The following is a 13655-nucleotide window of genomic DNA, read 5'->3' on the forward strand; positions in this document are numbered from 1 at the left end:
CAATATGAAAAATAAATGGATATACGGTCTCCTGATGATAGCTGCGCTATCCTCCCTTGGCTGTAAGAAATATCTCGACTACAAACCCCAGGGCGCCCTTTCCCAAAGCGATCTGACAACCCCCACCGCGGTGGACGGTCTCGCCACGGCCGCCTACGCCGGCATTGCCAACGACTGGTGGGACGCTCCCATCACCAGCAACTGGGAATGGGGCAGCATCCGCAGCGACGACGCCTACAAAGGTGGCGGAGACATCGGCGACCAGGGCCAGATGGACCGATACGAACAATTCTATCTCGTCTCTCCGGATAACAACGGGTTCGGCGACTTCGGCTTCCCCGGCGCATGGATCAGGGCCTATGCCGCGATCTCCCGCTGCAATGTCGCCCTGAGAGCGCTCGACAAGCTCACCGACGCGCAATTCCCGAAACGCACGGTCCGCATCGGCGAAATGCGCTTCCTCCGCGGCCACATGTTCTTCCTGCTGAAAATGCTCTTCCGCGACGTCCCCTGGTTCGACGAGACAGCCACCAACGACGATATCCTCAAGATCTCCAACACGATGTCCAATGACTCGCTCTGGCAACACATCGAAGCGGACTTCCAGGCAGCGATCACCGACCTGCCAACTACCCAACCCGGCGAACCCGGCCGTGCCAACCAGCTGGCGGCAAAAGCCTATCTCGCCAAGGCCCTTCTCTATCATGCCTATACGCAGGACGATAATTACAATGTCACAGGCGTCGACCCCGCAAAGCTCCAGCAGGTGGTCACGCTCCTGCAGGATGTCATCGGCTCCGGCAACTATAACCTGAACACGGATTTTGCCTACAACTTCCTCGACGGGCATGATAACTCGCCGGAATCCATCTTCGCCATCCAATACTCCATCAACGACGGAACGGCGATCGGCGGCCGTCTCAGCATGTCCACCAGCCTCAACTATTTCGCCGGCGCGCCCCAGTACGGCTGCTGCGCGTTCCACATCCCGTCCCAGAACCTGGTCAACGCGTTCAAAACTGACGCCAACGGCGTCCCCGAATTCACCCACTTCAACGATCCCGGCGCCGAAATGAAGGACAGCATCGACTTCTGGACCAACGGAGTCGACCCCCGCCTCGATCACACGGTCGGCATCGCCGGACACCCCTACAAATACAACGCGGCTATCCCCTACGAACACAGCTGGGAACGCCTCTCGGGCGTCTATGGCGGCTTCGGCACGATGAAAGAGCTCCAGCTCTCCACCTGCCCCTGCTTCAAAAAGCTCGGACCATTCTATGGCACCTCCGTGAACATGGACGTGATCCGCTACGACGATGTCCTGCTCATGCAGGCGGAAGCCTACATCCAGCTGGGTAACCCCAACGCCGCACTCCCCCTGATCAACCAGGTCCGCGCCAGGGCCGCCGCTATCAGCCCCCTCGTGAAACGCACCGACGGTACCTATCCCAGCAACTATCGCATCGACGTCTACAAACCCGGTGTCAACGTCCCCACCTGGGATCAGGCCACCGCCTTCAAAGCCCTCCAATGGGAACGCCGCCTCGAATTCGCGATGGAAGGCTACCGCTTCTTCGACCTCGTCCGCTGGGGTATTGCAGATCAGGTGATGAACAACTATTTTGCGATCGAAAAGGTAAGACATCCATTCCTCGTCAATGCCCAGTTCACCAAGGGCAAACACGAATACTTCCCGATCCCCCAGGAACAGATCGTCTTCACCAACGGATTGTATAAACAAAATAAAGGCTACTAATATGCGCAGATTCATGCTTGCCGCCGCATTCCTGGGTTTAACTGCCGCCGCCCCGGCCCAGGGTGACACACCCACCCCGCAATGGCGGCCCGTCTACCACTTCACGCCCACAAAGAACTGGACAAATGATCCAAACGGCCCGATCTGGCTAAAAGGCGAATACCTCCTCTACAATCAGCAGAATCCCTTCGAGAACAAATGGGGCCACATGAGCTGGGGCCACGCCACCTCCAAAGATCTCCTCCATTGGAACCACCACCCCATAGCGATCCCCGAGATCATCGACAAAGCAAAAGGGGACACCGTCTGGATCTTCAGCGGCTCGGCCGTCTGGGACGAACACAACACAAGTGGTTTTTGCACTGGGGGCAGCGGCTGCCTCGTGGCCATCTTCACCGGCCACCAGCCCAACCTCCACAAAGAATCCCAATGGATCGCCTATAGCAACGACGGCGGGAAGACGTTTACACAATATGCAAAGAATCCTGTCATCGATCTCAACATGCGGGATTTCCGCGACCCGAACGTCTTCTGGCACAAGCCCTCGAACCAGTGGGTGATGAGCGTCGTCCTGACAAACGAGCACAAGGTCCGCTTCTACGGGTCGCACAACCTGAAGGATTGGGCAGTTCTCAGCGACTTCGGGCCCCAGGGTTTCACCGGGTCCGGCTGGGAATGCCCCTCGCTGACCCAGCTACCGGTAGAAGGCGGTGGCTCCAAATGGGTGCTCATGAATTCGGCCGGCGGCAGCGCACGGGGCACGTTCATGCAATATTTCATCGGCAGCTTCGACGGCAAAACCTTCACCAACGATAACCCGTCATCTCTCGTCCTGCCTGTCGACGAAGGCGACTGCTTCTACGCCGCCATCCCCTGGAACGATATGCCCGGCAACCAGAAGATCCTGATCGGCTGGATGGTCCCCGGCAAACAGAAGACCTTCCCCTGGACCGGGCAGATGTCCATCTCCCGCGATATGCGCCTCCGCCACACGGCCGAAGGCCTCCGGCTGATCCAAACGCCCACCTCCATCGTGAAAAAAGCGCTCCCGGCGCCAAAGAAGACAAGCCTCCTCCAGTTCGAGGGCTCCAGCGAACTGTCCGCCGCAAAAGCCGATAACGCTTATTGGATCGAGACCGATCTCGAAGTGACGCCAAACACCACCGCCGGGTTCAGCATCGGCCGAAGCGCCGACGGTCAGCACGAAACGCTGATCGGCTACGACGCGGCCCGCCATGAACTGTTCGTCGATCGCTCGAAGATGGGTTCCGGCCCGGCGCCGGACCGGATCCGGCAGACCATCGCCCTCGGCGGCGTCAGCGGAAAGATCCACCTCGAGCTGCTCTTCGATAAGTCTTCCCTCGAAGTCTTTGTCAACGGCGGCGAAAAAGTTCTCTCCACCTATGTCTATCCGGACAAAGGCGCCACCGGCTGCGCGGCCTTCTCGAAAGGCGGCAGCGCTACGCTCAAAAATCTCAGGATATGGGACCTGTCAAAAATATAATGCTGCTCCTCGCCCTGTCGCTACACGCGACAGGGCAGGGGACCGCCCCGCCGGCGCCAATCCTGCCGGCTTTCACCTTCCTCACGGCCAATGGCGGAACGATCACCAACGCGAACCTTCCAACCAACACCCCCGTGCTCATCCTATTCGTCGACGTCGACTGCGAACACTGCCAAAAGGCCGTCCGCCACATGAACGACTCGGCTACCCTGTTCGCACGGCTGCCGCTCTACATGGTATCTACGGCCGACCAACCGAAGCTCAGGGCCTTCGCGCAAAAATATGGCCCCCGCCTGAAAGCCCGGTGGCTGCGCGACCCCGACGCCCGCAACATGGTCCGTTTCCGGCCGGTGCGGTATCCGGCAATGTTCCTATATTCACCCGAGAAACGCTTGCTCGATTATGAAGACAATGTGGAAGCTATTTTCAGGATTGAGCGGAATATTAGGGCTCTTCACCGCCTGTGACCGGCATCCGCCCATGCTCGAATCCCTGCCGGCTGCAACCACCGGCATCGCATTCGTCAACCGGCTTCCCGATAAACCCGGCCTCGGCATCCTCAGCTACATCTACTACTACAACGGCGCCGGCGTCGCCGCGGGCGACATCAACGGCGACGGCTTCCCCGACCTCTACTTCACCTCCAACACAAAAGGCGGTAACAAACTGTATCTCAACAGGGGAAACTTCCACTTCGAAGACATCACCACCCGCGCCGGCGTGGCCGGCAGCTCCGATTGGTGCACCGGCGTGACGATGGCCGACGTCAACGGCGACGGCCGCCTCGATATCTATGTTTGCGCAGTCGCCAATATGCAAGGCTTCCAGGGCCGCAACCAACTCTTCATCAACAAAGGCGACGGGACCTTCGCCGACAGCGCAGCCGCTTACGGCCTCGACTTCTCCGGCTTCGCGACCCAGGCCGTTTTCTTCGACTACGACCACGACGGCGACCTGGACTGCTTCATCCTCAACCAATCCCAGCACCCCAATCAGCATATCACCGACACGGCCAGCCGCCGCGGCTTCGATCCCAACGCCGGCGAACGCCTCTTCCGCAACGACCACGGTCATTTTACCGACGTCAGCGCCGCCGCAGGTCTCTATCGCAGCAGCCTCTGCTACGGCCTCGGCGTTGCCGTCGCCGACCTCAACAATGATGGATGGGAAGACATCTATGTCGGCAACGACTTCCACGAAAACGATTTTGAGTACATCAACAACGGCAACGGCACGTTCACCGAATCGGGCGCCGCCCATTTCCGCCACTACAGCCGCTACAGCATGGGTAACGACATCGCCGACTTCGATAACGACGGGAACCTGGATATCGTCACGGCGGATATGCTGCCGGGCGACGAAAAGACACTCAAAACCTACGGCAATGGAGAACACCTGGACGTCTATCAGCAAAAGATCGTCGCCAATGGCTACCAGGACCAGTATTCCCGCAATGCCCTTCAACACAACAACGGCGATGGCCGCAGCTTCAGTGATATCGGTCTCATCGCCGGCATCTCCGCGACCGACTGGAGCTGGAGCCCCCTCTTCGTCGACCTCGACAACGACGGCAACAAAGACCTCTTCATCTCCAGCGGCATCGTCCACCGCCCCCTCGACCTCGACTTCATCAACTTCTTCGCTAACCTCCGCGATCCGTCATCGTATGGCGGCCCCGACGCACTTCAAAAGGCAATGACCGGGAAAATGCCCGATGGCTCGTCACACCCCTTCGTCTTTCAAAATGCCGGCAGGCTCCAATTCACCGACCGTAGCGACGCCTGGGGCACGGCCGGCGTCCATGGCTATTTCAACGGCGCCGCCTACGCCGACCTCGACAACGACGGCAATGAAGACATCGTCATCAACTGCCTCGAAGGCCCCGCGGTGATCCTGCAAAATCACGCCCCAAAAAAACACTGGCTCAACCTGGTCTTCGATGCCTCCGTTGCCCGGTCCCCGGGCAACGGGACTAACAGATTCGGAATCGGAACAAAAGCCTATGTCTTTACCGGCAAAACCCGCCAATACCAACAATTGATGCTCACCCGTGGCTTCGAATCCTCCACCGAACCCCGCCTGCATTTCGGCCTCGGCGAATCAACCCACGCCGACAGCATCCTCATCATCTGGCCAAACCAACGCAGTCAGGTACTATACAACCAAAAAGCCGACACAACGATCACGATCCGCCAACAAGCAGCATCAACCATCACTATCCCGCACCAACAATCCCCAACGACCGAAACAACCCTCCCCTGGCGCCACCACGAGAACAACTACATCGACTTCAAACAACAATACCTCATCCCCCACATGCAATCCACCCGAGGCCCAAAACTCGCCGTTGGCGACGTCAACGGCGACGGGCTGGATGACTTCTTTGTCTGCGGCGCCCGGGGCCAGCCCGGTGCGCTCTTCATCCAACAAGCAAATGGCAGCTTCACCCCAACAGACACCGCTCTCTTCGCCCGCAACAGCCAAAGCGAAGGCGTCGACGCCACCTTCTTCGATGCCAACGGCGACGGTCATCCCGACCTCTACGTCGTCACCGGCGGAGCTGAACTCCCCGATGGCGACTCCGCCCTCGCCGATCACTTCTATCTCAACGACGGCCACGGCCATTTCTCGGAAGCCCCACTCCCAAAAATACTCATCAACAAATCCTGCGTCTCCGCCGCCGATGTCAACGGCGACGGCGCGATCGATCTCTTCGTCGGTGGCGGCGCGATGGCCGGCCGCTTCGGCGCACAGGAAACCCCATCGTATCTATTGATCAACGACGGCCATGCCCGCTTCAAACAAACCCTCCTCTTTACCGAAAAGGGCATCCCCACCTCCGCCGCTTTCGCCGACCTCGATGGCGACGGCACACCCGACCTCGTCGTCGCCGGCGAATGGATGAATATAAAGGTCTTCACCAACCACCACGGTTCCTTGCAGGAATCCCAACCCGCTGGCCCCAAAGGTCTCTGGCAAACGGTAAAAATCACCGACGTCGACGGCGACGGCCGCCCCGATATCCTCGCCGGCAACTGGGGCCTCAACACAAAACTCGCCGCCGGCAAGGACGGCCCCCTCAATTGTTATGTGAAGGACCTCGACGGCAACGGCACCGTCGAACAGCTGCTGACCTATTTTATCGGCGGCGAAGAATTCCCCTTCCTTGGGAAAGATCAGCTCGAACTCGCCCTACCCGCCCTCAAAAGAAGCCACCTCCGCTACGACGAGGTCGCCGGCAAGAACATCCGCTACCTCTTCGGCAACCAGCTCGACGACGCCCGCATCCTCCACGTCGATACCCTCGCCTCCCTCTGCCTCTTCAACAACGGCCAGGGCGGATTCATCCCGCAAAACCTTCCTGCCGAACTCCAGCTCTCACCCATCTTTAGCTTCGCCGCAATCAATGATCTCCAATACCTCGCCGCCGGCAACTTCTACGGCGTCCAACCCTACGAAGGCCGCTATGACGCGGCCAACCCCACCATTTTCACCTACGATAAGGGCTTCCGCTCCATCGGCGGCCTCACGCAGCAGCCCGGCGAATGGCGCGACGCAAAACTCCTCCGCACAGGCGCCGGCCGCCTCCTGCTTCTCGCCCGAAACAATGAACGGCTCCTCAAATGCTCCTTCCCTCATTGATGTTGCCCCCGTATAAAGCCTTCATGGTATGGATAAACTTTGGCACCGAGGGCCCTCAACGCCTCGTCCGCCTCCTTCGTCAAGTCGCCAAAGACTTCCAAACGCACAATCGGCGCTATCTCCGGCAACTCGGGAAACTTTGGCCCGACCTATTGAACTTGTTTTGTCATCGTATTTAGTTTGAATGATTAAGAAAATGAGCGCCCATCGATCAGCCGGCTGATAAAATTGGAAACCTCCGCCGGCTGCTCCAAAGGACTGACATGGCCGCCCTTGACGATTATTGTTTCGATGCGGGGCGGCGTCGGCACAAAGTCTTCCTCACCTCTCAGGGCAACGGCCTCGACTTTCAATGTTTCGATCAGGGAAGTGGAGTCTTCCGGATCGATCATAACAGCTTTGTCGATTTGCCTGATCTGCCGGTTGGACAAAATGCTCATCGGCCGTTTAAGCTGATCTGTCAAAGAAGGATCTTCTTTTAACGATCCGTTCCCGAACAAAGTCTTGGCGGACTGATCCATATAGAAATTCCTTAGCCCCAGCATCGCATGTTGCAGCCGGAAGCCGGCTCTTTGTTTCTTCGTTGCCGCTTTAAAGGACATGTTGCACAATCCAATGGATTCAAATCGTTCAGGATGTAGATGTGCAGCTCTTAAAATGGTCATGCTGCCCCACGAATGCCCGATTGCAATTACCCTTGGGATCTGTAAAGCGTCCAGTATCTCGATCAGCATAGTCGCACAGTCATTCACACTCCACTCTGATTTGGTGATCTTCCGGCTGGCGCCATGCAATGGCATGTCTACGGAAACAACGGTACGGTCGTTGATTTCCGCCGAATGCCTGTCCCACAGATGGTGGTCGAAATAGATGCCATGTAAGAAAGCCACCGGTGTTTTCCCGGAGCCGGTCTTCTTGATATCAACCGAGATCGTCCCAATACCGGTTGTTATTTCGGATTTATTTGTTGTATTCATTAGTTGCTTATTGATGGAGCCTGTTTGGAAAAAGTCGCGTCCGTTAATTGGTTGACCAGGAACCTGGCCATGTCGCTCAACGTGATGGATAACTTCAGCCCCTTGCCGTCCAGGGTGGCATGATATCTCCCTTTTGCCGGTCGGGCCACAATATTGGGACAGCGGACAATGGTCCAATTAAGCTGGCTGTTCATGACGATCGGTTCCATTCGGTTCTTGTCGTCGATGACCACTTTCAACCACTTCATAAAGTAGGGCAGAATGAATTTGGTGAAATACCACGGGTTATAACCGATACTGTTTCCGGCTCCGATATTGCTCATCGCCACCAGCCGGCTAACCTGCAATCTCTCCATTTCAGAGACGATTATCCTCATGGCGCCTGAAACAAAGGTTGTGGGTTGATTTCCTTTCGGACTGCCAAGACATTCAATGACCGCATCCTGGCCTTCGAGTACTTCCGATACCTTCTTTCTGTCCATGACATCGCCTTCAATGATGGTAAGTCTTTTATCACTGACTGAAACGGAGGCCCCGTTTCTGACCAATAGGGTTACCTGGTGATTTTGAGCTAAGGTTTCTTTTAAGACCGCATTTCCCGCGAAGCCCGTCGCACCGAAGATGACTACTTTCATTTTTATGTTGATTTATTTTCAAAACAAAAGTAGTCGCGTTTCGGAAGCTGGCCCTGACACAAAAGTGTCAAATTGGTTTATGCGTGAGTTTTTTTCTTATTCGGGTTAAAGATTGTCTCTCGATGCCAAGGTAAGATGATAAATAGGACAAAGACACCCTGTTGAACAAATTGGGGTTTGCTTCCATGAAATTGAGGTATCTGGTCTCGGCAGTGTCAAAAAGAAAGCTCTCGATCCTCCGGTGTAAGACTTTCAGCGCTTCCTCCGCTACGAGTCTTCCATAACGCTCCAAAATGGGAAACCTGTTATAAGCCTCTTGAATATGTTTGTATGAAAGGTTGACAACCGTCGTAGGCTCTATACATTGAAAGTAGTACTTGCTCGGGGTCTGGGTGATGAATGCAGGATAATGGGTTGCATACTGGTTTTCCCGGGGGAAATTCACGGATATTTGATTTCCCTTATCGTCAATGTAGAAGGTTCGTAATAATCCGGAATATACAAACCCTATTTCCCTTTGAATCGTGTTTGCGTGAAGATAAAAATGTTTCGGTTTCAGATTGGAAACCGTCAGGCCGTTTATCAGGTAGTTCAATTCTGCGGTCGTCACGTTGGGGCAAAGTACCCTGACGGAATTCAAATAGCTGTTAATGGCTTCTTTCATTGTACTATAGTCGGAGACGCGCTATTGGGTACAAAATTAGCAAATTGGCCTGCACCCTTTGGTAGACCGTCGCCAGCGCATTTCCTGAATGCATAAACCAAAAAAGGCGATATTTTTCCATAAGATAGGTAAAATTATCGGATATTTTATACTATATATAGTAAATATTATCCGATATTTGCAAAAAAGATGCAAAGGAACCTATTTCAGCCACTTGTAACCCATTTGGATAAGAAAGAATTCTCCATTCTGACCGGTGCCCGGCAAACCGGGAAATCAACTCTGCTCCGGCAACTGGAAGCCCATTGCAAAGAACTCTCAAAACCTGCTGTCTTTCTGAACTTGGAAAACAGGGATATCCTTACCGTACTGGATGAACACCCATTCAATCTTTTGAATTACTTACCAAAAGTAGAAGAAAGGGTGGTCGTCCTTTTGGATGAGGTTCAGTATCTAAAGGATCCTTCCAATTTTCTGAAGCTGTTGTACGATGAACAAGCCGGTCGAGTGAAGATCATCGCAACCGGAAGCAGCGCTTTCTATATAGACGGTCATTTCAAAGATTCTTTGGCTGGCAGAAAAAGGGTGTTCCAACTGCTAACCTGTTCTTTTGATGAGTATCTGAGGCTTTCAGACAAGGACTCTTTACTGGTAGAACTGCAACGGGTATTGGCAAATAAAGATGCGAGAACCACACAGATTGAATATTTGCGGCAGGAATGGGATTCATTTATGATCTACGGGGGTTACCCCGCCGTTATTACGGAACCCGACCGAAAGGAGAAAATTGAAAGGTTGAAGGAGATAAGAGATTCATTTGTAAAAAGGGACATTCTGGAATCCGGCGTACAAAACGAAACGGCCTTTTTTCATTTGTTCCGGCTCATGGCTGATCAAAGCGGCTGTTTAGTAAATGCGCACGAATTGTCGACCACGCTTCGAATCAAAAGCGATACGGTGAGCAACTACCTCCGTATACTTCAGAAATGCTTTCACCTGGCACTCGTGAAGCCTTTTTTTCGCAACCTTAGGAAGGAACTGACTAAGATGCCAAAAGGCTTCCTGCTGGATACAGGGTTGCGCAATAGTTTGCTAAATAATTTTCAATCCGTTTCGGACAGACCAGACAAAGGAGAACTTTGGGAGACAGCCTGCTTTAGAACCCTGATCGATCGATGGGGTCTGGATTCAGTATATTACTGGCGCACAGCCGACGGCAATGAGGTGGACTTCGTATTACCCGAGACCGAATCACCAATTGCCATCGAGGCTAAGTACGATGAGACGCTGATCAAGACGTCGAAGTACAAGAAGTTCAAAGAAGCCTATCCGGCCATTCCTCTACACTTCGTTTGGGCGCATCCCTTTAATGAGGATTTTTTCCGAAGGTTGGATTTCGCGAAGTAACTCGAGCCCCGAAAATCGACCCCGAAATTTTTATCACCGAATTTTTCCGTAATTTGACCCCGATTGCGTAAACTAGCTGCCATATTGCTCTGGGGTCTCCTCCTCTTCAACTGGGTCGGATACCGCGCCCTGCACGCCTACCTGCAGGACCAGGCCATCCGCCGGCTCGAAGCAAAGATTGACAAAGACCAATATCTGCCCGACCAGTTGCTCCATCTCAGGATCCCCACCACCCATCTTTCTTATTACACCCAACAGAACGAATTCGAACGCATCAGCGGCCGGATCGACGTCAATGGCGTCCCCTACCAATATGTGGCCCGCCGTATCGTCAACGACTCCGCCGAATACCTGTGCCTTCCCAACCAACAGACCCTCAGCCTGCGCAACAGCCAGAATGATTACTATTCCCTCGTGAACTCCCTCGGCTCCCGGCAAAAGGACCAGAAGGGGATCAAAACAAATTTCTTCGGGGATCCATACGAGCTGCCGGAAAAGTACACGGCCCGTAACGCCCCAACGATCCCCGTTTCACACAATTCTGTATACATTCTGCGCCTCACAAAAGATTCCCGGTCTCCCGCGGAACACCCCCCGGATAGCAACGCCTGATCCCGATCGATCCAAAACGCCTTCGCCATCGAAGGCCATCGTTGCATTCTATCAACTTTCAAACATGCCGTACATTCCACTGGAAGAGCATCTCCCGGGCATCACCGGGCTGCTCGAATATCGCCGCGATAGCGCAAAGCCTATCCGCGAGCTGACGCAAATTCTATTAAGAGGCGAATCTACACTCACCGAAGGCGAACGCGAACTCATCGCCACCGTTGTCTCCTCGCGCAACTACTGTCGTTTCTGCACCGCCGCCCATACCGCCGCCGCCAATATCCTGCTGGGCGACACCCACACCGCCGATGCGGTCAAGGAAGATATCGGCCAGGCCCCCGTAAGCAACAAAATGAAGACCCTCCTGACCATCGCCGCCGCGGTACAGGCCAGCGGCAAGAATGTCACCGCTGAAATGGTCGAAAGGGCAAAAAGCAACGGCGCCACCGACCGCGAGATCCACGACACCGTGCTCATCGCCTCCCTGTTCAGCCTTTATAACCGGTATGTCGATGGCCTGGCCACCATCACGCCAACCGACCCGAAATTTTATGAAGGACTCGGCGAGCGGACCACGCATCATGGGTACAACCGGCTGCCACAAGGCTATGATCACCTAAAACATGAAGCATGAAAAAGACCGGTATCTTCCTCCTCTGCTTTTTCAGCAGTATGGTAGGCGGCATCATAATGACCCTGATGTCCGTGTTCCTACCGGTAGTGGTAGGCGATCTCCAGGGCAAGCTTCCACCAGAAGAGATCAATAGGGTAGGGGCGACCATCAACTCGATCTTCATCTTTGGCTGGATGTTCGGCGGCGTCTTCTGGGGCATCGTCTGCGACCGCCTCGGCAGGATGCGCTCGATGGCCTTCGCCACCCTCTGGTACGGGCTCTTCACCGTCCTCACCGCAGCCGCACCCTCCTGGTGGACGATCACAGTCTGCCGCTTTTGCTCCGGCTTCGGCGTAGGCGGCGTCCTGGTAACGACGACGATCCTGGTCTCCGAGCTCTGGACCGGCAAACCCCGGGCCGTGGCATTAGGTATCCTGTCGATCTCGATCCCCCTCGGCATCTTCTCGGCAGGCCTGATCAACTTCCTGCTGCCCGTCTGGCGCCAGGCCTTCCTCGTCGGCAGCCTCCCGCTGGCCATTGGGGTCATCGCCCTCATCTCCCGCGCCGGCAGCGCCGCCGAAGTAAACGCAGCCGCAAAAAACACCCCCGCAAGCAGCGGCAACTTCCTCTCCCCGCAATACCGCTCCAACCTCTGGCGTGGCTCAGTCATCTTCGGCACCATGCTCATCGGCATGTGGGCCATCTTCGACTGGCTCCCCAGCTGGGTCCAAAGCGTCTCGGTCAACACCGACGCCCACCAGGACCGCGGCCTCAGCATGATGCTCATGGGCGGCGGCGGACTACTCGGAGGATTCGCCTCGGGCTGGATCATGCACGCCCTCGGCGTCCGCCGGACCATGCTGCTCTGCTTCTCGGTCTGCTTCATAATGGCCTCCCTGCTCTTCAAAGGCAACCACGCCTTCAGCGGTATCGCCTACCCCGAGACAGCCGTGCTGGCCCTTTTCTTCGGCATCAGCCAGGGAGCCCTCTCGGCCTATATCCCCGAACTGTTCCCCCCGTCGATCCGCGCGGCAGCCACCGGCTTCTGCTTCAACGTCGGCCGCCTCTTCACCGCCACCGCCGTATTCTTCGTCGGCGCCCTGGTCAGCGCCCTCGGCGGCTACGGCAACGCGATATTCATCTTTTCCTTCATTTTCATAATCGGTTTTGCAACCACCTACTATTCAAATCATGGCACATATCCCAGACCGGATGGAATCCGGTCAGTCCACGAACGTGGACAGACATCATGACGATGGGGGCGGGAAATTACCTTCCCCAAAATTTTCCGCTCACATCGAATTGGGCAACAACCTGCCGGGTATCCGCGGGCCGATGGCCTATAGTCCCGAAACGGCCCGCCCGCTCAACGAACTGGCGGAAGTCCTTCTTCGTGACGACGACAACACGCTCTCCCGCGGCGAACGCGAGCTGATCGCTACGTATACGTCTTATCTCAACGACTGCTTCTTCTGCCAGAACGTTCACGGCAGCCTGGCGCAGCACTATCTCGAATGCGACATGCCCACGCTCGACGCGATCAAGCTCCATCCGGAGACCGGTCCGATCAGCCCAAAGCTAAAAGCCCTGCTGCCCATCGCAGCCGCCGTCCAAAAAGGCGGGAAGAACGTCACCGAAGCAATGATCGCAAAGGCAAGAAGCGAAGGCGCCACCGACCGCGAGATCCACGACACCGTACTCATCGCCGCCGCCTTTTGTATGTACAACCGCTACGTCGACGGCCTCGCCACCTGGGCCCCCGAAGACCGGCAGTTCTACATCGACCGGGCCCCGCGCAGGGCCGCCGAAGGCTATATCGATTACGATCTCTATAAATAAAAAATT

General features: G+C 55.6%; 11 protein-coding genes. 9 read left to right on the plus strand and 2 right to left on the minus strand.

Features of this window, described 5'->3' with window-relative positions; genetic code table 11:
* Window positions 1–4: 4 nt before the first annotated feature.
* From VHE34_RS02605 to VHE34_RS02620, 4 genes are read left to right on the plus strand one after another with little or no spacing between them, the layout of a single operon-like run.
* On the plus strand, window positions 5–1759 hold the full coding sequence (locus tag VHE34_RS02605; protein WP_325584271.1) for a RagB/SusD family nutrient uptake outer membrane protein: 1755 nt from the start codon (window positions 5–7) through the stop codon (window positions 1757–1759).
* A 1-nt stretch (window position 1760) separates the two neighbouring features.
* Window positions 1761–3263, plus strand: coding sequence for a glycoside hydrolase family 32 protein (locus VHE34_RS02610; protein WP_325584273.1), 1503 nt, complete (start codon window positions 1761–1763; stop codon window positions 3261–3263).
* A complete protein-coding gene (locus VHE34_RS02615) occupies window positions 3242–3730 on the plus strand; it encodes a peroxiredoxin family protein (protein WP_325584275.1) in 489 nt (162 codons plus the stop codon). The genes VHE34_RS02610 and VHE34_RS02615 overlap by 22 nt, the downstream gene beginning before the upstream one ends.
* Window positions 3696–6905 (plus strand): VCBS repeat-containing protein, encoded by a 3210-nt coding sequence (locus VHE34_RS02620; RefSeq protein ID WP_325584277.1) that lies wholly within the window; start codon window positions 3696–3698, stop codon window positions 6903–6905. Before VHE34_RS02615 ends, VHE34_RS02620 begins: the two co-directional genes overlap by 35 nt.
* Before the next feature lie 188 nt (window positions 6906–7093).
* Here the strand turns inward: VHE34_RS02620 and VHE34_RS02625 are convergent, their stop codons facing one another.
* Both VHE34_RS02625 and VHE34_RS02630 read right to left on the minus strand, forming a co-directional pair.
* Entirely contained in the window at window positions 7094–7882 is a 789-nt protein-coding gene (locus VHE34_RS02625) for an alpha/beta hydrolase (protein WP_325584279.1), read from the minus strand.
* Window positions 7882–8517, minus strand: a complete 636-nt coding sequence (locus VHE34_RS02630) for an NAD(P)-dependent oxidoreductase (protein WP_325584281.1) — start codon at window positions 8515–8517, stop codon at window positions 7882–7884. Before VHE34_RS02630 ends, VHE34_RS02625 begins: the two co-directional genes overlap by 1 nt.
* 853 nt (window positions 8518–9370) lie before the next feature.
* Here VHE34_RS02630 and VHE34_RS02635 point away from each other — a divergent pair.
* The 5 genes from VHE34_RS02635 to VHE34_RS02655 all read left to right on the plus strand — a co-directional run bounded on the left by VHE34_RS02635 (window position 9371) and on the right by VHE34_RS02655 (window position 13649).
* Window positions 9371–10588: an ATP-binding protein gene (locus VHE34_RS02635; protein WP_325584283.1), complete on the plus strand. Its 1218-nt coding sequence runs from the start codon at window positions 9371–9373 to the stop codon at window positions 10586–10588.
* A 63-nt stretch (window positions 10589–10651) separates the two neighbouring features.
* Window positions 10652–11200 carry a hypothetical protein gene (locus VHE34_RS02640; RefSeq protein WP_325584285.1) on the plus strand — a complete coding sequence of 183 codons (549 nt, stop codon included), beginning with the start codon at window positions 10652–10654 and terminating at the stop codon, window positions 11198–11200.
* Between the two features lie 64 nt (window positions 11201–11264).
* On the plus strand, window positions 11265–11831 hold the full coding sequence (locus VHE34_RS02645) for a peroxidase-related enzyme (protein WP_325584287.1): 567 nt from the start codon (window positions 11265–11267) through the stop codon (window positions 11829–11831).
* Window positions 11828–13063 (plus strand): MFS transporter, encoded by a 1236-nt coding sequence (locus VHE34_RS02650; protein ID WP_325584289.1) that lies wholly within the window; start codon window positions 11828–11830, stop codon window positions 13061–13063. The genes VHE34_RS02645 and VHE34_RS02650 overlap by 4 nt, the downstream gene beginning before the upstream one ends.
* Complete coding sequence (locus VHE34_RS02655) at window positions 13002–13649, plus strand: carboxymuconolactone decarboxylase family protein (protein ID WP_325584291.1); 648 nt, start codon at window positions 13002–13004, stop codon at window positions 13647–13649. The genes VHE34_RS02650 and VHE34_RS02655 overlap by 62 nt, the downstream gene beginning before the upstream one ends.
* Window positions 13650–13655: the final 6 nt, after the last annotated feature.

This window comes from Puia sp. (assembly GCF_035546395.1).
Classification (GTDB): domain Bacteria; phylum Bacteroidota; class Bacteroidia; order Chitinophagales; family Chitinophagaceae; genus Puia.

Coding starts and splice junctions, on each gene's coding strand:
- VHE34_RS02605 (WP_325584271.1), top strand. CDS start 5: ATGAAAAATAAATGGATATACGGTCTCCTGATGATAGCTGCGCTATCC.
- VHE34_RS02610 (WP_325584273.1), top strand. CDS start 1,761: ATGCGCAGATTCATGCTTGCCGCCGCATTCCTGGGTTTAACTGCCGCC.
- VHE34_RS02615 (WP_325584275.1), top strand. CDS start 3,242: ATGGGACCTGTCAAAAATATAATGCTGCTCCTCGCCCTGTCGCTACAC.
- VHE34_RS02625 (WP_325584279.1), bottom strand. CDS start 7,882: ATGAATACAACAAATAAATCCGAAATAACAACCGGTATTGGGACGATC.
- VHE34_RS02630 (WP_325584281.1), bottom strand. CDS start 8,517: ATGAAAGTAGTCATCTTCGGTGCGACGGGCTTCGCGGGAAATGCGGTC.
- VHE34_RS02635 (WP_325584283.1), top strand. CDS start 9,371: ATGCAAAGGAACCTATTTCAGCCACTTGTAACCCATTTGGATAAGAAA.
- VHE34_RS02645 (WP_325584287.1), top strand. CDS start 11,265: ATGCCGTACATTCCACTGGAAGAGCATCTCCCGGGCATCACCGGGCTG.
- VHE34_RS02650 (WP_325584289.1), top strand. CDS start 11,828: ATGAAAAAGACCGGTATCTTCCTCCTCTGCTTTTTCAGCAGTATGGTA.
- VHE34_RS02655 (WP_325584291.1), top strand. CDS start 13,002: ATGGCACATATCCCAGACCGGATGGAATCCGGTCAGTCCACGAACGTG.